Origin of the sequence: Kitasatospora sp. NPDC059973 (assembly GCF_042737525.1) — a bacterium.
GTDB lineage: Bacteria > Actinomycetota > Actinomycetes > Streptomycetales > Streptomycetaceae > Kitasatospora.
In genome coordinates, this window is sequence record NZ_JBHWUI010000038.1 from 18858 (window position 1) to 38735 (window position 19878).

Below are 19878 nucleotides of genomic sequence, written 5' to 3' on the forward strand. Positions count from 1 at the left end.
GCTCTCGCTGGCCCTGCCCGGCGCGGTCTACCTCTACCAGGGCGAGGAACTCGGCCTGCCCGAGGTCGAGGCCCAGTCGGCCGACCCTGGTTCGATGCTCGCGCTCTACCGCGCCGCGCTGCGGCTGCGCCGCGCCGAGGACGCCCTGCGCGGCGACGCCTTCGGCTGGACCGCCGCCCCCGGCGAGGTGCTGGCGTTCCACCGCGGCGCCGGCTTCCAGTGCGTGGTGAACCTCGGCGCCGCGCCGCACCCGCTGCCCGCGCACCGCGCGGTCCTGCTCGCCAGCGGCCCGCTCACCGCGGGTGGACTGCTCCCGCCCGACACCGCGGTCTGGCTGCGCGTCGCCTGACCGCCCGGGGCGGAGACCCCCGCCCGGTCCGTCCCCGGACCGGGCGCCGCCCCGGCCCGCCGCTGCCCCCGGAGCCACGGATGGCCCGCTCACCCCCGCACGCACCCGGTCCTGACGGCCGGACAGGGCCCCACCCCCCACCCCCATCCACGCGTTCGGACGAGACGAGACAGAGGACCCCGTGAGAACCCGAGCACCGATCTTCCGCTGGCTGGCGGGCACGCTCGCCACCGGCCTGCTGGCCCTGGCCGGCCCGCTGCTGCCGGCCACCACCGCCGCCGCGGCCGGCGGCCCCGACCTGGCGGCGGGCCGGCCCGCCGCCGCGAGCAGCAGCACCGCCGGCCGGCCGGTCACCGCCGTCAACGACGGCGACGCCGCCACCTACTGGGAGAGCGCCAACGGCGCGCTGCCGCAGTGGGTCCAGGTCGACCTCGGCGCAACCGCCGCGGTTGACGAGGTGGTGCTGAAGCTCCCCGCGTCCTGGGAGAGCCGCACCGAGACGCTCGCCGTCCAGGGCAGCGCCGACGGCACCGGCTTCACCACCCTGGTGGGCTCGGCCGGCTACGCCTTCGCGCCCGGTACCGGCAACACCGTGCGGATCGCCTTCCCGGCGGCGAGCACCCGCTACCTGCGGCTGGCGGTCTCCGCCAACACCGGCTGGCCGGCCGCCCAGATCGCCGAGCTGGAGGTGCGCGCGGCCGGCTCCGCCGGGGCGAACCTGGCGCTCGGGCGGCCGTTCAGCGCCGGAAGCCAGAGCCAGGCCTACGCCCCGGCCAACGCCGGTGACGGCAACGCGGCCAGCTACTGGGAGAGCGCCAACGGCGCGCTGCCGCAGTGGATCCAGGTCGACCTCGGCGCCGCCGTGGCGGTCAACCGCGTGGCGCTGCGGCTGCCGGCCGGCTGGGAGCGCCGGACGCAGACGCTCGCCGTGCGCGGCAGCACCGACGGCAGCGCCTTCACCGACCTGGCCGCCTCGGCCGCCCGGGTCTTCGACCCGGCCAGCGGGAACGCCGTCGTCCTCGACCTGGGGGCCACCACCACCCGGTTCGTGCGGGTCGAGGTGACCGCCAACACCGGCTGGGCCGCCGCCCAACTGGCCGAACTGGAGGTGTACGGCCCGGCCACCGGCGACACCCGGGCGCCCACCGCCCCGAGCGGCCTCGCCTACGACCGGCCCGCGCCCGGCCGGATCCACCTGACCTGGTCGGCCTCGACCGACGACACCGGCGTCACCGGCTACGACGTCTACGCGAACGGCGCGCTGCTGACCAGCGTGCCGGGCACCGTGCTGAGCTACACCGACAGCCGCCCGGACAGCGCCACCGTCTCCTACTACGTGAAGGCCCGGGACGCCGCCGGCAACCAGTCGCCGAGCAGCAACACGGTGACCAGGACCGGTCAGAGCGGCGACACCCAGGCGCCGTCCGCGCCCGGCGCCCTCGGCTACGACCAGCCCGCGGCGGGCCGGATCCGTCTGACCTGGTCGGCCTCGACCGACGACACCGGGGTCACCGGCTACGACGTCTACGCGAACGGCGCGCTCCGGGCGAGCGTGGCCGCCGCCGTGCTGAGCTACACCGACGGCCAGCCGGACAGTGCCACCGTCTCCTACTACGTGAAGGCCCGGGACGCCGCCGGCAACCAGTCCGCGAGCAGCAACACCGTGGTGCGGGCCGGCAGCGGCGGGAGCGGGACCAACCTGGCGGCCGGCAAGCCGATCAGCGCCTCCTCCGTGATCAACACCTTCGTCGCGGCGAACGCCAACGACAACGACACCGCCACCTACTGGGAGGGCAACGCCAACAGCTACCCCGACACCCTGACGGTGGCGCTGGGCTCCAACGCGGCGGTGGACTCCGTCGTGGTCAAGCTGAACCCGGCCGCGGCCTGGTCCAGCCGGAGCCAGACGATCGAGGTGCTCGGCCGGGACCAGTCCGGTACCGGCTTCACCACCCTGGTGCCGGCCCGCGGCTACGACTTCGTCCAGCCCGCCGGGAACTCCGTGACCGTCCCGGTCGGCGCCACCGCGGCCGACGTCCAGCTGCGGATCACCGCCAACACCGGGTCCACCGGCGGCCAGGTGGCCGAGTTCCAGGTGATCGGCACCCCGGCGGCCAACCCGGACCTCACCGTCACCGACGTCTCCGCCACCCCGGCCGCGCCGGTCGAGACCGACCCGGTCACGCTCTCCGCGACGGTCCGCAACCTCGGCACCCTGCCCTCAGCCCCGACCGCCGTCGGCTTCTACCTGGGCTCGACCAAGGTCGGCACCGCCCAGGTCGGCCCGCTGGCCGTCGGCGCCTCCGGCACCGTCACGCTGGACGCCGGCGTGCGCGCGGCCGGCAGCTACCAGCTCTCCGCCAAGGTCGACGAGGCCAACGCGGTGATCGAGCGGGACGAGACCAACAACACCGCCACCGCGCCGGCCCCCCTGGTGGTCGCCCGGGCCCCCGGCTCCGACCTGCTCGCCGCCCCGACCGCCTGGTCCCCGGCCAACCCGGCCGCCGGGAACACCGTCACCTTCTCGGTGGCGGTGAAGAACCAGGGCACCACGGCCTCGGCCGGCGGCGCCCACGCCATCACCCTGACGGTCGCCGACGCCGCCGGCACCGTGGTGAAGACGCTCTCCGGCGCCTACACCGGCACGATCGCCCCCGGCGCCACCACCGCGCCGGTGACGCTCGGCACCTGGACGGCGGCGAACGGCCGGTACACCGTGAAGACGGTGATCGCGGCGGACGCCAACGAACCGCCGGCCAAGCAGACCGACAACACCTCCACCCAGCCGCTCCACGTCGGCCGGGGCGCGACCATGCCCTACGACACCTACGAGGCCGAGGACGGCGTGCTGGCCGGCGGCGCGGGCCTGGTCGGCCCGAACCGGGTCGTCGGGGACCTCGCGGGCGAGGCCAGCGGCCGGCGCGCGGTGACGCTGAACTCCACCGGCGCCTCGGTCGAGTTCACCACCCGGGCGCCGACCAACACGCTCGTCACCCGGTTCTCCATCCCGGACGCCGCCGGCGGCGACGGCACCGACGCCACGCTCAGCGTCTACGTCGACGGCGCCTTCCTCAAGAAGATCGACCTGACCTCCAAGTACGCCTGGCTGTACGGCGCCGAGACCGCGCCGGGCAACTCGCCCGGCGCGGGCGCCCCGCGGCACGTCTACGACGAGGCGAACGTGCTGCTCGGCACCACCGTGCCGGCCGGCAGCCGGATCAGGCTGCAGAAGGACGGCGGCGACACCTCCCGCTACGCGATCGACTTCGTCAGCCTGGAGCAGGCCACCGCGGCGCCGAACCCGGACCCGGCGCACTACGCCGTCCCGGCCGGCTTCACCCACCAGGACGTGCAGAACGCCCTGGACAAGGTGCGGATGGACACCACCGGCACCCTGGTCGGCGTCTACCTGCCGGCGGGCGACTACCAGACGGCGAGCAAGTTCCAGGTCTACGGCAAGCCCGTCAAGGTGATCGGCGCCGGCCCCTGGTTCACCCGGTTCCGGGCGCCCGCCACCCAGAGCAACACCGACGTCGGCTTCCGCGCGGAGGCGACGGCCAACGGCTCGACCTTCGCGGGGTTCGCCTACTTCGGCAACTACACCTCCCGGATCGACGGCCCCGGCAAGGTCTTCGATTTCGCCAACGTCGCCCACATGGTGATCGACGACATCTGGGCCGAGCACATGGTCTGCCTCTACTGGGGGGCCAACACCGACGCCATGACCATCAGCAACAGCCGGATCCGCGACACCTTCGCGGACGGCGTCAACATGACCAACGGCTCCACCGACAACCTGATCACCAACAACGAGGCCCGGGCCACCGGGGACGACTCCTTCGCGCTGTTCTCCGCGATCGACGCGGGCGGCGCGGACGAGAAGAACAACGTCTTCGAGAACCTGACCTCGATCCTCACCTGGCGGGCGGCCGGGATCGCCGTGTACGGCGGCTACGCCAACACCTTCCGCAACATCTACATCGCCGACACCCTGGTCTACTCGGGCGTCACCATCAGCTCGCTGGACTTCGGGTACCCGATGAACGGCTTCGGCACCGAACCGACGGCCCTGCAGAACATCTCGATCGTCCGGGCCGGGGGCCACTTCTGGGGCTCCCAGACCTTCCCCGCGATCTGGGTGTTCTCGGCCTCCAAGGTGTTCCAGGGCATCCGGGTGAGCGATGTGGACATCGTCGACCCGACGTACCACGGCATCATGTTCCAGACCAACTACTCCGGCGGGCAGCCGCAGTTCCCGGTCAAGGACACCGTCTTCAGCAACGTCTCGATCACCGGGGCGCGCCGCAGCGGTGACGCCTTCGACGCCAGGTCCGGCGTCGGGATCTGGGCGAACGAGTCGGCCGAGCCCGGGCAGGGCCCGGCGGTCGGCTCGGTGGTCTTCAACCACCTGCGCCTGGCCGGCAACGACCAGGACATCAGGAACACCACCTCCACCTTCACCATCACCGTCAACCCGTAGCCCCGAAGCGCTCCGACACCGGTGCCGCCGGGACGGACCCCCCGTCCCGGCGGCACCTCGGGCTGTCCGCCGCCGGGCGCTCCGGGGCGGTGGGAGCGAGCGCAAGACGGTTCAAGAGAGCGCAAGAAGACGCAAATTCTTGCGAGGAACGACGTACACTCCCCCCATGACACGACGACTTGCCCAGGTGGCGCAGAAGGTCGGGGTCAGCGAGGCCACCGTCAGCCGGGTGCTGAACGACAAGCCCGGCGTCTCGGAGGCGACCAGGGCCGCCGTGCTGACCGCCCTGGACGTGCTCGGCTACGAGCGCCCCACCCAGCTGCGCGGCGAACGCGCCCGGCTGGTGGGCCTGGTCATGCCGGAGCTGCAGAACCCGATCTTCCCGGCCTTCGCCGAGGCGGTCGGCGGCGCGCTGGCCGGCCAGGGGTTCACCCCGGTCCTCTGCACCCAGACCGCCGGCGGGGTGTCCGAGGCGGACTACGTCGACCTTCTGCTCTCCCAGCAGGTGTCCGGCGTGGTCTTCTTCGGCGGCCTCTACGCCCAGGCCGACGCCGCCCACGACCACTACGACCGGCTGGCCGAGCGCAGCCTGCCGACGGTGCTGCTGAACGCGGCCATCGAGGGCCTCGACTTCGCCCGGGTGTCCTGCGACGACGCGGTCGCCGTCGAGCAGTCCGTCGGGCACCTGCGCCAGCTCGGCCACCGCAGGATCGGGCTGGTGCTCGGTCCGGCCGACCACGTGCCGTCCCGGCGCAAGCTGGCCGCCGCGCGGGCCGCGGCGGCGAAGGCCGGCCTCGACCTCCCGGAGAGCCGGGTCGAGCGGGCGCTGTTCACCCTGGAGGGCGGCCAGGCCGCCACCACCCGGCTGCTCCGCGAGGGCGTCACCGGCATCATCTGCGCCAGCGACCCGCTGGCGCTCGGCGCGATCAGGGCGGCCCGCCGGGCCGGTCTCTCGGTGCCGGACGACGTGTCGGTGATCGGCTACGACGACTCGTCCTTCATGACCTGCACCGATCCGCCGCTGACCACCGTCCGGCAGCCGATCGAGGCGATGGGCCGGGCCGCGGTGGACCTCCTGGTGGGGGAGATCGGCGGGGCCCGGATCACCCACGACGAGCTGCTGTTCGAGCCGGAACTGGTGGTCCGGGGGTCGACGGCGCCGCCGCGCGCCCGGTCCTGACCGAGACGGGGAGGCCCCCGGAGACCGTGTCGGTCTCCGGGGGCCTCCGTCCGTGCCGGTCCGTCAGGGGCCGTACACCTGGAACTCGGAGAGCTGGCCGGCCGGCCAGCCGGTGTTGCCGGTGAAGGTGAGCCGCAGGTAGCGGGCGGTCGTCCCGGGCGCCTGGACGGTGACGGTGTTCCCGGTGGCCGGGTCGAAGCGGTACCCGGCCGAGGGCTTCACCGTGCTCCAGGAGCCGCCGTCGGTGGAGGCCTGGACGGTCAGGGTCTGGGTCCGGGCCTCCCAGCCGGGCGGCAGGGTGAGCACCAGCCGGCCGACCGCGACGGGGCTGCCGAGGTCACCCGTGATCCACTGCGGGAAGGCGTTGTTGGCGCTCTCCCAGTAGCTGGCCCGGTCGCCGTCGTCGGCCCGCTGCGGGGGGTAGACGTCGGTGTAGCTGCTCGCCGCGATCGCCCTGCCGTGCAGCAGGTCCACCGTGCCGGGCGGCGTGGTCGACGGGGTGGGCGTGGGCGTGGGGGTGGGCGAGGGCGTGGTCGAGGGGCTCGGGGTGCCGGACGGGCTCGGGGTGCCCGGGCCGCCGCCCGGCCGGCCGCCGTAGGTGAACTGCGGGGCCGGCCAGGTGCCGCCGCAGGTGGAGCCCGCCCAGCCGGAGTTGCCGCCGCCGTCGGTGATCCGGAAGCCGGCGCCGACGCAGTTGTGGGTCGGGGTGGCGGCCTGGGCGATGTTGCGGGCCTTCACACCGGTGAACCGCATCGTCGACTCGGCCTGCGCCTGGATGGCGTAGGTACCCGCGCCGTCGATGGTCACGCCGGTGAAGGCGATCCCGCTGGACGAGCCCTCGATGGTCTGGATCGCCTCGTAGGAGCTGTCCAGGATGTCGGTGTCGCCGATGGTGATCGCGGCTCCGCTGATCGGCTCGTTGAGGCCGCTGAACCAGACCGCCCCGACGCCGAAGTTCCAGTTGTAGTCGCTGTTCCCGGTCCGGATCAGGGTGTTCCGGAGCGCGTTGACGGTGCCCGCGACGGCGGTCCCCCAGCCCGAGCCGACCCCCGGGTACCGGTTGGCGATGTGCAGGCCGCCGCCGTTGCTGACGGTGTCCGCCATCACGTTGTCGGAGATCGTGAAGTCCCGGCCCCCGTACGTCACGATGTTGTTGGCCAGCACGGGGACGACCACGGTGTTGTGGGTGAAGCTGTCTCCCGCGTTGGGGACGCGCTCCGGCCAGGAGGCGAGGCCGTCGTCACCGGTGTTGCGGACGAAGGTGTTGGTCACCGTCGAGTTCGTCACCCCGGTGTGGAAGTTCACGCCGTCCGCGGTCTGGTCCAGGATGCGGCTGTTCCGGATGGTGAACCGGTCCATCGGCCCGTCCATCCAGGCGCCGACCTTGGTGTGCTGGATCCACAGGTTGTCCACGGTGGAGTCGCTCATCGCCCCGCCGAGCGCGTTCACCTGGTCGTCGTCCACCCGCTCGCGGATGTCGCCGATGACGGCGAAGTCCCGCAGGGTGACGTTCCGGCTCGGTCCGTTGGCCTCCTGCGGCCGGACCGCCCCGCCGTAGCCGCCGCCCGCCACGTACTTGCCGTAGATCCCGGCGGCCCGGTTGCGGTTGACCGGGTCGCGGCCGCCGAGCACGCTGTACCAGGGCCCGGCCCCGGCCAGGGTGACGCCGTCCACCACCACGTGGTCGTACAGCGTGTAGCTGCCCGGCGGGATGTAGACCGTCCGGCCCTGGGCCCGGCCGGCGTCGACCGCGCTCTGGAACCGCGCGGTGTTGTCGCCGGCCCCGGTCGGGTCGGCGCCGAAGTCCGCCACCACGTCGATCGCCCCGGCGGGCTTGCCGATCGGCGCGCCGACCTGCTCGAAGTCGGCCAGGTCGACGGTGAAGGCGGGGGACTGCGCGGTCGAGGACACCTGCAGCCGGATCTTCGTGCCGGCGGGCAGCGAGGAGCCGAACATGGTCCGGGTCTCGTCGTAGAAGTGGTGCGGGTCGGTGTCCCCGGGGTTGTTGTTGAAGGGGTAACCCCCGTAGTACCAGCCGTACTTCGAGGTGACCGGGACGGACTTCAGCTTCGACCCGTTGACCAGGAGGTCGATCGAGGCGTCCCGGCCCCGGCCGTCCGCGCTGTCCGGCAGGCTGTAGCGGAAGCTCATCGCGTCGGCCGGGGCGGTCAGCGTGAACTCGACGTACTGGCCGGTGGCGGACAGCGTGACGGCCTGGCGGCCGGAGGCCTCCGAGGGGAGCGTGCCGTAGCGGCGCTCGGGGCCGATCACCGTGCCGTTGGTGGCCGCGAACTCGGCCTCCTGCTCCTTGAACTTCACGGCGGCGCCCCGGCCGGGGACGTCCAGCGGCGAGAGGGTCGGCACGGCCGCGGCGTGCGCGGGCTGGGTGGTGACGGTGAGCAGGGCGGCCGCGGAGAGGGCGGCGGCGGTCAGCGCGGCGAGCGGCGCGCGCAGACGGCGGAAGGCGGGAGGTGGCATGGGCGACGTCCTCACTGGCGTGGGTGGGAGGCCGAGCGAGGGGAACACTAAGGGTGCCCCTGCATGAAGTCCATGGATATGCGCAAAATATTGACAGGCACTCCGCAAGAAGGGAGGAGTTCGCGACGGAGCATGCCCCGGGGAGCGCCCGACCGACGATCCGGCAGGTACGCCCGGAGCGGGTCATTGCCACCGCGTCGCCGGCCCCGGCCCGACGCGCTCCCGCCCCGCCGGCCGCACCCGGACATGGCCGGATCGCTCCGGCCCGGGGCCCTACGGGTGCCGCGCGCAGGCCAGCAGGTAGGGGAGCAGGGGGGCGGAGGCCGCGCCGACGCGGCAGACGGAGACCCAGGGGCGGGGCGTGGCATCGGGTCGGCCCAGGCGCTGGACGCGGGCGAGGACGCCGGTGGCGGCCGCCGCGAACGCCGGCCCGCCGGCCGGGCCGGCCGTGGCCAGCAGGCAGAGGGCGGAGGCCAGTTCGGAGCGCGTCGCGGTCGCCAGCGCGGCGTCGTCGGCGGCCATCTCCAGCAGCAGCGCCACCTCCGCCCGGCCGGTGCGGGCCAGCGGCAGCCGGCCGAGGGGCAGGGCGAAGGTGTCCACCGCGAGCCGCGCCAGGTGGTGGCGCCCCCGGATGTGGCCGCGCTCGTGCGCGACCGCGGCGGCCAGCCTGCGCTCGTCGAGCAGCTCCACCGCGCCGCGCGACACCACCACCCGGGCCCGGCGGCCGGGCAGGCAGTAGACGGCCGGCCGGGCGTCGTCGAGCACCAGCGCGCGGTGGTGCCGGTCGCGGACCGCGACCACGTCCAGCACCGCCCGGTGCCGGCTCCGCAGCCGCGCGGCCCGCGTCCCGAGGGCCACGGCGACCCCGCCCAGGGCGAGCGCCACCGCGGCCGGCGCCCACCAGCCGTGCGCGTGCGGGTCGGTGGCCGGACCGGCCTCGACGTGCGGGAGCAGTCCGGCCAGCCCGGCCGGCCGGTGGCCGAGCGTCGCCGCCAGGTGGTGCGCCGCGAGCAGCAGCGCGGTCCCGAAGGAGGCCATCAGTGCCAGCCAGAGCGCGACGCCCGCCGCCGGCCGGGCCTGGAGCCGGCGCGAACCGGCCAGCCACCGGGGGAGGACGGCACCGACCAGGACGAGGTGGAGCGCCAGCAGCGCGAGCGTCACGGGGTGTCCCGCTCCTTCACCTGCTCCAGGGCCGCCCGCAGGGCCGAGGCCTCGTCCCCGCTCATCCGGTCGACGAAGTGCAGCAGGGCCCCGGCCCGGTCGGAGGTGGTCTCCAGTGCCTGGTGCATCAGTTGGGCGGTGTACGCCTCGCGGGTGCAGGTCGGCTCGTACACCCACGCCCGGCCGACCTTCTCCCGGCGCAGCCACCCCTTGGTGTGCAGGATGTCGGCCACCGTGGTGACGGTGGTGTAGGCGAGCGGCCGCCGCAGCTGCAGGTCGTCGACGATCTCGCGGGCGGTGGCCGCCCGGCCCCAGGACCAGAGCCGGTCCATGATCTCGGCCTCCAGATCGCCGAACCCGCGCAACACCGCCCGAACGCCCCTTCCATCCGCACCCGGCCGCCCTGCCCGGCCGCCCACCGGCCCATCGTACGGGCGGCGGCCGAGGTGCCCGTCCGGCGCTCTCCCGGTGGGCGCGGTGGAGCCGTTCGGGCACCGGCGGGGGTTCGGCGTGCCCCGGGCGGGCGGACGGGCGTAGAACGGACGGAGCGCCGGAGCCCACCGGAGCGCGCGAACCGGAGGAGGACAGCTGTGTGGAGCGACCCCCGGCACGGCCCGCTGGTGCCGATGCTGCTGTTGCTCACCGTCGTCACCGGGCTGGTGGACGCGGTGAGTTACCTCGCCCTCGGGCATGTCTTCGTCGCCAACATGACGGGCAACGTGGTTTTCCTGGGCTTCGCCCTGGCGGGCGCGGCCGGGTTCTCGGCCACCGCCTCGCTCACCGCGCTGGGCGCCTTCCTGGCGGGCGCGCTCGCCGGTGGCCGGCTCAGCGAACGCCTGCCCGGCCACCGGGGCCGGCTGCTGGTCGTCTCCGCCGCCGTCCAGGCGGTGCTGCTGGCCCTCGGCACCGCCCTGGCGGCGCTGGCCGGCCACACCGGTGAGCCCGCGCGCTACGCGCTGACCGGTCTGCTCGGGTTCGCGATGGGGCTGCAGAACGCCGTCGTCCGCTCCCTCAAGGTGCCCGACCTCACCACCACCGTGCTCACCATGACCCTGACCGGCCTGGCCGCCGACCTGGCCGGGGTCCGCCGCTTCGCCTCGGCGGTCTGGATGTTCGGCGGCGCCGTCCTGGGCGCCGCGCTGGTCCTGAACGCCGATGTGCCGATCGCCCTCGCCCTGGCGCTGGCCCTGCTGGTGGCCGTCGCCGTGCTCACCCACCGGGCGTCCGCCGCCCTCCCCGCCCCGGCCTGGACCGGGTGGGACGGCGGGTCCTGAGGCGCCGACGGGCGGGCGGAGGACCCGGACCCGGACCCGAACCCGGACCCGGAGCCGGTCCGGGCGGGCGGACTTCGGGGGCCGTCGGCCCGGCCCGACTGACCCCGGCCGGGGTCAGTCGCCCTGCGCGCCGTCGGGGCTGTGGCTCGCGCGGCCGCTCCAGAGCGGTTCGAGTCTGCTCCAGGACCGCTGCCAGGCGAGGTCGGCCCGCCGGTCGAGGGTCCGCAGGCGCAGGGCGAGGGCGGCCACGACGCCCGCGCCGACGACGGTGAAGCCCGCGAGGCCCACACAGACCGCCTCGATCGCCACGCCCGCCCGGGTGGTCGGGGGATCGGTCACCAGACCGGCCTCGTCCACCCAGACGGGGACGGTGGTTCCGACCACGGCGGTCCGGTGCACCTCGATGGTGCCGGTGCGCCACTGCCCGTCCGGCGCGGTCCAGGTGGCCTCGGCGGCCACCCTGCCCTGGTAGCCGCCCGCCGAGCGGCTTCCCACGGCGGCTCCGTGCCGGTCGGTGGAGAGCACGACGGCGTCGACCCGGCGCAGCCGTGCCAGGTCCGCGTCGGCGTCCCGCCCGACGGTCCGGTAGCCGAGCAGCGCGCCGACGACGGCGGCGGTCAGGGCGAGCAGGATCGCCAGCGCGGCCGTGCACCAGGCCCGGCCGCGGGACCGGTCCAGCGGGCGGACCAGGGGGGAGCGGTGGCTGCCGAGGGCCTGCCGCAGCTGCCGTCCGGCCCGCCGCGGGAGCGACGCGGGCCGGACCGGGCCGGAGGTGCTGGACACGATGCGTGCTCCTCGGGTGGTAGGTCGCAGCGGCGCTCGGGCGCCCGGCCGGGATCGTCCGCCGGGCTCCGGCTCTCAATCTCCCTCCGCTCCGGCCGCGGCACAAGAGTCGTGCGCGCCCGTACCGCGGCGCCCGCCCGCCGACCGGCCGTCAGGACCGGGGCCCGCCGCGCGACCGGGACGTTCGGCCCTCGGCGCCGGAGGGGTGCCCGGGGCAGGCTGGTGGGTGCCGCGTCCGAGAGGTGTCGGGACGCGGTCGGCCCGGCCCGCTGTGGGGGCAGGTCGGGCCGCCGGTGTGGCGCGGGAGGCGGTGTGGGGCCGCCTCCCGCACACCGCCCCGCCGGTTCCCGGGAGGCCCATTCCTCCAACGGATCAGCGTCTTCGCAGCTCGGAGCCGTATTCTCGCCAGCTATACACTCGGGGTATACGTCGGGTGTATGGTCCTCTCATGAGTGTTCCCCTGACCCTTCTCGGGCTGCTGGAGCGAGAGCCGAGCCACGGCTACGACCTCAAGCGCGACTACGACACCTTCTTCGGCCGGGGCAAGCCCCTGCCCTACGGCCAGGTCTACGCCACGCTCGGCCGACTGGCCCGGGACGGCAAGGTGGTGCCCGGCGAGGCCGAGCCCGGCGACGGCCCCGAGCGCAAGCGCTACGTGATCACCGAGGCCGGTGTGACGGAGTTCGAGCACTGGCTCACCGAGCCCGTCGCGCCCGAGCCCAGCCTGCAGACGGTGCTCTTCACCAAGGTAGTGCTGGCCCTGATGCTCGGCCGCGACGCCGAGGTGTACCTCGACACCCAGCGCGCCGCCCACCTGCGGCGGATGCGCGAACTCACCGACCTGCGCCGGGGCGGCGAGCTGGTCGACGCCCTGCTCGCCGACCACGGGCTGTTCCACCTGGAGGCCGATCTGCGCTGGATCGACCTGACCACCGCCCGCCTGGACGCGCTCGCCGAGGCGGTGCGGTCATGACGCCGCTGATCGAGGCCCGCGACATCACGCTCGCCTACGGCGAGACCCCGGCCCTGCGCGGCGCGAGCCTGGCCGTCGGCGCCGGTGAGGTGCTCGCGATCATGGGCCCCAGCGGCTCCGGCAAGTCGACGCTGCTGCACTGCCTGGCCGGCATCCTCACCCCGTCCTCCGGCGAGGTCCTGTTCGACGGGCAGCGGATCGACACCATGGACGAGGCCGGGCGCAGCGCGCTGCGGCGCGACCGGTTCGGCTTCGTCTTCCAGTTCGGCCAGCTTGTCCCCGAGTTGACCGCCGAGGAGAACGTCGCGCTGCCGCTGCTGCTGAGCGGCACCCGGCGGGCGGCGGCGCTGGCCGAGGCCCGGCCCTGGTTCGCCCGGCTGGGCCTGGACGGCCTGGAGAAGCGCCGCTCCGGTGAACTGTCGGGCGGTCAGGCGCAGCGCGTCGCGCTCGCCCGCGGCCTGGTGGCGCGCCCCCGGGTGCTGTTCGCCGACGAGCCGACCGGCGCGCTGGACTCGCTGACCGGTGAGCAGGTGATGGAGCTGATGGTCGGCGCGGCCCGCGAGCAGGGCACCACCGTCATCCTGGTCACCCACGAGCCCCGGGTCGCCGCCTACGCCGACCGCGAGGCGATCGTGCGCGACGGCCGGGCCACCTCGCTCGCGGCGGGCCCGGTGGGCCGGTGATCGCCTTCGCGCTGCGCCTCGCCGTCAGCGGCGGGCGGGAGGCCCTGGCCCGGCTGGCCGTCATCGCCGCCGCCGTGGCGATCGGCGTCGGTCTGCTGCTCTCCACACTGGCGAGCATCAACGCCGTCGGCCAGGCCAACGACCGGGCCGTGTGGACCAACAGCGGCGCGGCGAGCCGGACCGAGACGGCCCCGGTGGACCCGCTCCGGTGGTGGGCCCACGGGGACTACTACGACGGCGAGCAGATCCTGCGGGTCGACGTCGCCGCCACCGGGCCGACGGCGCCCGTCCCGCCGGGGCTCGACGCGGTGCCGGCGCCCGGGGAGTACTACGTCTCGCCCGCGCTGGCCGAACTGCTGCGCAGGACCCCGGCCGGCGAGCTGGGCGACCGCTTCCCCGGCCGGCCGGCCGGCGTCCTCGGCGACGCGGCGCTGCCCTCCCCGGACTCCCTGTTCGTGGTCGTGGGCCGGACGGCGGCGGAGATCGCGACCGTGCCGGGGGCGCGGGAGGTCACCACCATCGCCACCGCCCTGCCGCCCAGCTGCGACGACGACTGCCCGGGGCAGGGCACGCGCGGGGACGCCATGACGCTGATCCTCTCGGTCGTGGCCGGGGCGCTGATCTTCCCGGTGGTCGTCTTCATCGGCACCGCCACCCGGCTCTCCGCCGCCACCCGCGAGCAGCGCTACGCGGCGATGCGGCTGGTCGGCGCCACCCCGGGGCAGATCGCGCTGATCTCGGCGGTCGAGTCCACGGTGGCCGCCGCCGTCGGCACGGTCCTCGGTTTCGGCCTCCACCTGGCGCTGCGCCCGCTGGTGGCGACCGTCCCGTTCACCGGTGACCGGTTCTTCCTCGACGACCTGACGCTCACCCCGCTCCAGGCGGTGGCGGTGGCCGTCGGCGTCCCGGTGGCGGCGGCGGTCGCGGCCCGGCTGGCGCTGCGTCGGGTCACCGTCTCCCCGCTGGGGGTCACCCGCCGGGTCACCCCCGGGCCGCCGACCTACTGGCGGCTGGTCCCGCTGGTGGCCGGCCTCGCCGAGCTCGGCTTCTTCGTGAACCGCCACCCGGACACCACCGACCAGCAGACGGCGGCCTATCTGACCGGCTTCCTGCTGATCATGCTCGGGCTGGTGGTCGCCGGGCCCTGGCTCACCATGGTCGCGGCCCGGGCCGTCGCCGCCCGCACCAGCCGCCCGGCCACCCTGATCGCGGTGCGGCGACTCGCGGACGACCCCAAGGCCGGGTTCCGCTCGGTCGCCGGGCTCGTCCTCGCCCTCTTCGTCACCACGGCCACGGTCTGCATCATCGGCACCATCAACGAGAACCGCGGCGCGCTCAGCGGGGATCCGCAGACCCGGGTCGTGGTGGAGCACGGCGCGATGGTCGACGAGCCGCCGATGACGGACGCGCTGCCGGAGCGACTGCTGGCGGACCTCCGGGCGGTGCCGGGGTTCCGGGGCCTCACGGTGGGCCACGACAACCCGCGGGCGCTCGGCGCCGAGCCGGGCGAGCGGCCCGGCTTCTCCCCGAGCCTGGTGCTCTGCGGCGACCTCGCGCAGACCCCGGTGGCCGGCCACTGCCCGGCCGGCGCGAGCGTCGCGGGCGTCCCGCAGTGGGCCTTCCTGGACCTTCGGTCCAACGCCGCGCACGAGTGGCCGGCCGCGCCGGTCTCCGCCGAGGAGGCGGCCGCGCTCCCGGTGCGCAACGTCTACGTGACCACCGACGGGTCCGTCGCGGCCATGGAGCGGACCCGCACCCTGCTGACCGAGGCGTACCCGCAGTACCGGGCGCGGACGGTCGGCGACTGGGGCTCCAGCCAGCAGAAGCAGCTGGCCGGCTGGCGGCAGCTGGCCAACGTGGTGCTGCTGACCACGCTGCCGATCGCCGGGTGCAGCCTCGCGGTCAGCGTGGTGGCGGGCCTCTCGGACCGCCGGCGCCCGTTCGCGATGCTGCGGCTCACCGGGGCACCGCTCGGCCTGCTGCGACGGGTGGTCGGGCTGGAGAGCGCGCTGCCGCTGCTGGTGGTGTCGGTGATCGCGACCGGCACCGGGTTCGGGGCGGCGGCGATGTTCCTCAGGTCGCAGATGCACTACGCCCTGGTGTCACCGGGGGTGGTGTACTTCGCGCTGGTGGCGCTCGGGCTGGCAGCCTCGCTCGGGATCATCGCCTCGACGCTCCCGCTGCTGAGGCGGCTGACCGGCCCGGAGGCGGCCCGCAACGGCTGACCCGCTCACGGCTTGACCCGCTCACCGCCGAACCCGCCCGCGGCAGGCCCGCCCGGGCCGCGGTGCCCCGTCGCCCTACCCGGCGACGGGGTACGCGTGCGTCCCGGCCCGGATCACCGGGGGGAGGTGCGGCAGCCAGCTGCCGAGGACCAGCGCCGACGGGTAGAACATCGGCTCGGGCAGCGCGTCGATCGCGACGCGCTCCCAACCCGCGCAGGCGTGCGGCTCGGTGACCAGGGCCGTGGCCAGGCTCGGCGGGGCGAGTACGGCCGCGGTCAGCCGGGGGCGGCCCAGCTCGTGGTCGAGCAGCACGGCGAGCACCCGCATCGCCGAGGCCGGCAGCACGATGCCGGTCTCCTCGGCGAGTTCGCGCGCCGCGGCCTGCTCGAAGGACTCGCCCGGGTCGTCCACCTTGCCGCCCGGCAGGCTCCAGGTGGGCGGCTCGCCGGCGGTGATCCGGTGGCCGAGCAGCACCCGGCCGTCACCGGTGGGCACGATCACGCCGGCGCCGATCAGCGGTGCGGTGGTCAACTCGGTCCTCCTCGCGGGGTCTACCGGACGGCGGGGTCCACCGGACGGCGGGGTCCACCGGACGGTGGGGCCTACCAGGCGGTGGGGCTTACCAGGCGGCGCGGTCGAAGTCCTTCAGGAAGCAGCCGTAGAGGTCCTCGCCCTGCTCGCCGCGGACGATCGGGTCGTACACCCGGGCCGCGCCGTCGACCAGGTCGAGCGGGGCGTGGAAGCCCTCGTCGGCGAGCCGCATCTTGTCCGGGTGCGGGCGCTCGTCGGTGATCCAGCCGGTGTCGACGGCGGTCATCAGGATGCCGTCGGACTCGAACATCTCCTGCGCGCTGGTGCGGGTGAGCATGTTCAGCGCGGCCTTGGCCATGTTGGTGTGCGGGTGCCCCGCGCCCTTGTAGCCGCGGGCGAAGACGCCCTCCATCGCGGAGACGTTGACCACGTACTTGCGGCGGGACGCCGAGGCGGCCATCGCCGGGCGCAGCCGGCTGATCAGGATGAACGGCGCGGTGGAGTTGCAGAGCTGGACCTCCAGCAGCTCCACCGGGCCGACCTCGTTGACCGTCTGCACCCAGCTGTTGGTGGGCGCGAGGTCGGGCACCAGCCCGCCGGCGTCGATCGCGGTGCCGGCCTCGATCCGGGCGGGCGTGGCGGAGCCGGTGACCAGGGCGAGGGAGGTGACGTCCTCGGCGGAGATCCGCTCGCCGCCGCCGGCCGCCTGGGCGGGCAGCGCGGGCAGGTCCACGCTGCCGCTGCCGAAGCGGCCGATGGTGGTGGACTGCGGCAGCTCGCCGGCCGGCAGCGGCGCGGACTCGGCGTTGACCAGCTCGCGGTACGACTCCGGCGGACGGCGCACCGTCTGCGCGGCGTTGTTGATCAGGATGTCCAGCGGGCCGTCGGCGGCGACCTCGTCGGCCAGCGCCAGGACCTGGGCCGGGTCGCGCAGGTCGATGCCGACGATCTTCAGGCGGTGCAGCCAGTCGGCGCTGTCCGGCATCGCGGTGAAGCGGCGGATGGCGTCGTTGGGGAACCGGGTGGTGATGGTGGTGTGCGCGCCGTCGCGGAGCAGCATCAGTGCGATGTACATGCCGATCTTGGCCCGGCCGCCGGTGAGCAGCGCGCGCTTGCCGGTGAGGTCGGCGCGGGCGTCCCGGCGGGCGCGGTTCTTCACCGCGCAGGTCTGGCAGAGGTTGTGGTAGAACGCGTCCACCTCGACGTACCGCTGCTTGCAGGTGTAGCAGGAGCGCGGGCGCTCCAGGATGCCGGCGATCTCGGTGGTGGTGACGGTGGTCAGGCCGAACGCGCCGGCCGTCTCGTCGTCGATCCGGCTGGGCGCGCCGGTGGCGGTGCGGGCGGTGACCTCGCGGTCGTTCGCGGTCTTGCGGGCCCGGGTCTCCTGGCGGCGGCGCTGCTTGAGCGTGCGGAATATGCCGCCGACGGCCTGGCGGACGGTGATCGCGTCCGGGTGGTCGACGTGCAGCTGGTCCAGCTCGGCGATCACGTCCAGGCAGAGCCGCAGCCGCTCGGGGTCGAGGCCGGGACCGTAGTCGATCTCCTCCTCGGTGCTGACCTCCGTGCCGCCGCCCTGCTCGATGCCCTGCTCGATGTCCACGCCCGCCGTCATGATGCCCGCTGCCGCTTTCCTGGATTGCCTCGCCGTTACCGCGTGAATGCTACGGGAGCGGCCCTGGCCGGGGCGAAAAGGCGATCACTTGGAGGAAGCTCCAAGGCGGGGCCCGCGCTGCTGATCATGTGTTGTGCACTGTGCCAGCGATCGGCGTCGAACTGGCTTTTGCCCGCCCCGTGCCGGAGCCGGTTGTCGACGTCAAGGCGGAGTCCGAGCGTAGCTCCGGCGAAGCTCGGGGCCCCGGAGGGGGTCGTAGCGGGTCAGCCGCTGACCGGTTCGAATCCGGACCCCTGACGTCACTTATGGGCGTAGCTCAGTGGTAGAGCGGCGGACTCCAAACCCACGCCCGGAGGTTCGATTCCTTGCGCACACGCGCGGGTTCACGATCTTGGACAACGGGCATGTCATCCGCAAGCACTCGCCGAGCTGGACCGCTCGCGTACCTGCTGAGCCTCCCCGACGCCTCCCGGGAGGACGTCAGGACGCTGGCCGCTAAGTCGCGCGAGGGGCGCACGGCGATCGCTCGCGCGCTGAACGGGTTGGCGGCCGCCGGCCACCGCGTCCGCCGGACCGACCGCGACGCGACGCACTGGCGGGGCAGGTGCGTACCACGGTGTCCGTCCACGAGGTCCCGGTGACGTCGGCCAAGCCGGTGCACACGGCGCCACCGTACCTTCCATCCCTCCGACCGAAGAGCCGCTGGCTGAGGATCCGGACCTCATGGCCCCATGGATCCGGGGGAGATGGCAGAGGCGCACGCGGCCTTCTCAGCCCTTCTCGGAGGGGCGGACGAGGAAGTCTCCATCGCACCCGTGAACAAGCCGCTGGCGGCCACGGAGAGCCCGTTGAGCCCCGTCAGGCCCCGACACATCCCGCCATGTCCGACGGTATGGCGCTGCTGCTGGAACTGGGCCGTCGCGACCCGCGCATGGCCCTGGCCGACAGGGTGCTGACCGACCAATCCGCCGTGGTGAACGGCCTGCTGGCCGGGGATGGCCGGCTGAGGACCTGCTGCGGATCCTCTCCATGCCGCTCTCGGAGAAGATCACCCGCAGCGTGGGAGCGGTCATCTCCGCCCGGCTGTCGAAGATCCCAGGCCGGCCGGCTGCTAACCTCGATCCGTCCCGCGCCCCGTGACGCACACCTGCGACGCCTGCCGGGCCCCGGGCTTGTCCCGTCCCGGGTGTGCCAGCCGTGCCGCGGAGAGGACCCTGAGCCGACGTTCACCGGCGTGACAGTAGAGGGCGGCTGGCGCACACGAGTGCCGTCCTGACGAAAGGACCTTAGGCGATCGGCCGACCACGCTCCCACAGCTCTTCGACGTGGTCTGAGAAGCGGTCGAAGAGGCCGCCGGGCTCCCCTTGTCGAAGGTGCATGAGCGGCGAGTCGTGGCCAACAACCGAGGCTAGGTGAGGCGTCACCATGGCGTCCGCGTCAAACCGGAAGACGCTAAGACTGACGTGGTTGGGACCGTCCTCGGCAGCGCTGAAGCGGGCCTCCAGCCCGGGTAGCTGGCCGACTTTGGCCAGCTCCTCCAGGGTCATCCGAATGCGCGTCGACACGGTCAGCGCGACGCCCTCCACCCGCTCTCGGTGTTTGGTCGCCTCGGACTCGGGGTCTCCGAGCAGGAAGCGGATTCGGCAGCCGGCGTCCGACTTGCGCCGCAGAGTGTTACTGAAGTCTGGCTGCTGGGGCCAGAAGAAGTAGTTCGTGTAGCCGCTGAAGATCAAGTCCGAGGACGAGTCTTCGATTAGCCTGCCCCACACAGACGTTGGACAGGCAGAGCGGTAGGGGTAGACGGCGAAAACCTGCTTGTCATACCCGGTTTTCACCCTTGCACGAATTCCCGACGGCCACAGTACTGCCACGTCGTCTACCCCTAGCACTCGCGCCACATCGTCCTGATTCCGCTGGTGTGGCACCTCCGACTCGTCTCGAAGCCAGCGTCCCACGGTCTTAGGTGTAACCCGTACGGCTGCCGCCAGCCCTGCCGGCTTGATTCCTGCTCTCGCCATAGCATCACGAAGCTGGGTGTTCAAGACTTGACCCCCGGACATTTGGCCTTTCTTAGACTGTAGCGCCTGAGTGGCCGTCATGTCCGCTCGTCGTAAGGCGTATTGGGTTCCTCTGCGGCCGATGATTGAGA

14 protein-coding genes are annotated in these 19878 nt (G+C 73.9%); 7 read left to right on the forward strand and 7 right to left on the reverse strand.

The window, feature by feature from the left end; all coding sequences use genetic code 11:
* The 3 genes from ACFWA9_RS13450 to ACFWA9_RS13460 all read left to right on the forward strand — a co-directional run.
* A partial coding sequence (locus ACFWA9_RS13450; RefSeq protein WP_380386548.1) for a DUF3459 domain-containing protein occupies positions 1-349 on the forward strand: 349 nt, incomplete at its 5' end.
* A gap of 181 nt (positions 350-530) precedes the next feature.
* Positions 531-4829 carry a discoidin domain-containing protein gene (locus tag ACFWA9_RS13455; protein WP_380386550.1) on the forward strand — a complete coding sequence of 1433 codons (4299 nt, stop codon included), beginning with the start codon at positions 531-533 and terminating at the stop codon, positions 4827-4829.
* 166 nt (positions 4830-4995) lie between these two features.
* Positions 4996-6009, forward strand: a complete 1014-nt coding sequence (locus ACFWA9_RS13460) for a LacI family DNA-binding transcriptional regulator (protein WP_329486553.1) — start codon at positions 4996-4998, stop codon at positions 6007-6009.
* Between the two features lie 63 nt (positions 6010-6072).
* On the opposite strand, the gene ACFWA9_RS13465 is transcribed toward ACFWA9_RS13460, so the two are convergent.
* From ACFWA9_RS13465 to ACFWA9_RS13475, 3 genes are all read right to left on the reverse strand, one after another.
* The gene (locus tag ACFWA9_RS13465; protein ID WP_380386553.1) at positions 6073-8487 is read right to left on the reverse strand and encodes a discoidin domain-containing protein; all 2415 of its coding nucleotides are present in this window, start codon (positions 8485-8487) and stop codon (positions 6073-6075) included.
* Between the two features lie 273 nt (positions 8488-8760).
* Positions 8761-9648, reverse strand: coding sequence for a M56 family metallopeptidase (locus ACFWA9_RS13470; protein ID WP_380386556.1), 888 nt, complete (start codon positions 9646-9648; stop codon positions 8761-8763).
* A complete protein-coding gene (locus ACFWA9_RS13475; protein WP_380386605.1) occupies positions 9645-10013 on the reverse strand; it encodes a BlaI/MecI/CopY family transcriptional regulator in 369 nt (122 codons plus the stop codon). Before ACFWA9_RS13475 ends, ACFWA9_RS13470 begins: the two co-directional genes overlap by 4 nt.
* 261 nt (positions 10014-10274) lie before the next feature.
* Here ACFWA9_RS13475 and ACFWA9_RS13480 point away from each other — a divergent pair, with 261 nt between their 5' ends.
* Positions 10275-10922 carry a DUF1275 family protein gene (locus ACFWA9_RS13480; RefSeq protein WP_380386608.1) on the forward strand — a complete coding sequence of 216 codons (648 nt, stop codon included), beginning with the start codon at positions 10275-10277 and terminating at the stop codon, positions 10920-10922.
* 114 nt (positions 10923-11036) lie between these two features.
* Here the strand turns inward: ACFWA9_RS13480 and ACFWA9_RS13485 are convergent, their stop codons facing one another.
* Positions 11037-11705, reverse strand: a complete 669-nt coding sequence (locus tag ACFWA9_RS13485; RefSeq protein ID WP_380386558.1) for a hypothetical protein — start codon at positions 11703-11705, stop codon at positions 11037-11039.
* Positions 11706-12153: 448 nt separating this feature from the next.
* On the opposite strand from ACFWA9_RS13485, the gene ACFWA9_RS13490 reads away from it, so the two are divergent.
* Genes ACFWA9_RS13490 through ACFWA9_RS13500 form a run of 3 tightly spaced genes read left to right on the forward strand, consistent with a single transcriptional unit; the run spans position 12154 to position 15586 of the window.
* On the forward strand, positions 12154-12678 hold the full coding sequence (locus ACFWA9_RS13490) for a PadR family transcriptional regulator (protein ID WP_352288662.1): 525 nt from the start codon (positions 12154-12156) through the stop codon (positions 12676-12678).
* Complete coding sequence (locus ACFWA9_RS13495; RefSeq protein WP_352288664.1) at positions 12675-13361, forward strand: ABC transporter ATP-binding protein; 687 nt, start codon at positions 12675-12677, stop codon at positions 13359-13361. Before ACFWA9_RS13490 ends, ACFWA9_RS13495 begins: the two co-directional genes overlap by 4 nt.
* Positions 13358-15586, forward strand: coding sequence for an FtsX-like permease family protein (locus tag ACFWA9_RS13500; protein ID WP_380386562.1), 2229 nt, complete (start codon positions 13358-13360; stop codon positions 15584-15586). Before ACFWA9_RS13495 ends, ACFWA9_RS13500 begins: the two co-directional genes overlap by 4 nt.
* Before the next feature lie 75 nt (positions 15587-15661).
* Here the strand turns inward: ACFWA9_RS13500 and ACFWA9_RS13505 are convergent, their stop codons facing one another.
* The 3 genes from ACFWA9_RS13505 to ACFWA9_RS13515 form a co-directional block, all read right to left on the reverse strand.
* Complete coding sequence (locus ACFWA9_RS13505) at positions 15662-16117, reverse strand: NUDIX domain-containing protein (protein ID WP_352288668.1); 456 nt, start codon at positions 16115-16117, stop codon at positions 15662-15664.
* Positions 16118-16205: 88 nt separating this feature from the next.
* Positions 16206-17729 carry an SDR family NAD(P)-dependent oxidoreductase gene (locus ACFWA9_RS13510; protein WP_380386565.1) on the reverse strand — a complete coding sequence of 508 codons (1524 nt, stop codon included), beginning with the start codon at positions 17727-17729 and terminating at the stop codon, positions 16206-16208.
* 1286 nt (positions 17730-19015) lie between these two features.
* Positions 19016-19684, reverse strand: a complete 669-nt coding sequence (locus ACFWA9_RS13515; RefSeq protein ID WP_352288673.1) for a DUF5919 domain-containing protein — start codon at positions 19682-19684, stop codon at positions 19016-19018.
* Positions 19685-19878: the final 194 nt, after the last annotated feature.

Coding starts and splice junctions, on each gene's coding strand:
- ACFWA9_RS13460 (WP_329486553.1), top strand. CDS start 4,996: ATGACACGACGACTTGCCCAGGTGGCGCAGAAGGTCGGGGTCAGCGAG.
- ACFWA9_RS13465 (WP_380386553.1), bottom strand. CDS start 8,487: ATGCCACCTCCCGCCTTCCGCCGTCTGCGCGCGCCGCTCGCCGCGCTG.
- ACFWA9_RS13480 (WP_380386608.1), top strand. CDS start 10,275: ATGCTGCTGTTGCTCACCGTCGTCACCGGGCTGGTGGACGCGGTGAGT.
- ACFWA9_RS13490 (WP_352288662.1), top strand. CDS start 12,154: ATGAGTGTTCCCCTGACCCTTCTCGGGCTGCTGGAGCGAGAGCCGAGC.
- ACFWA9_RS13495 (WP_352288664.1), top strand. CDS start 12,675: ATGACGCCGCTGATCGAGGCCCGCGACATCACGCTCGCCTACGGCGAG.
- ACFWA9_RS13510 (WP_380386565.1), bottom strand. CDS start 17,729: ATGACGGCGGGCGTGGACATCGAGCAGGGCATCGAGCAGGGCGGCGGC.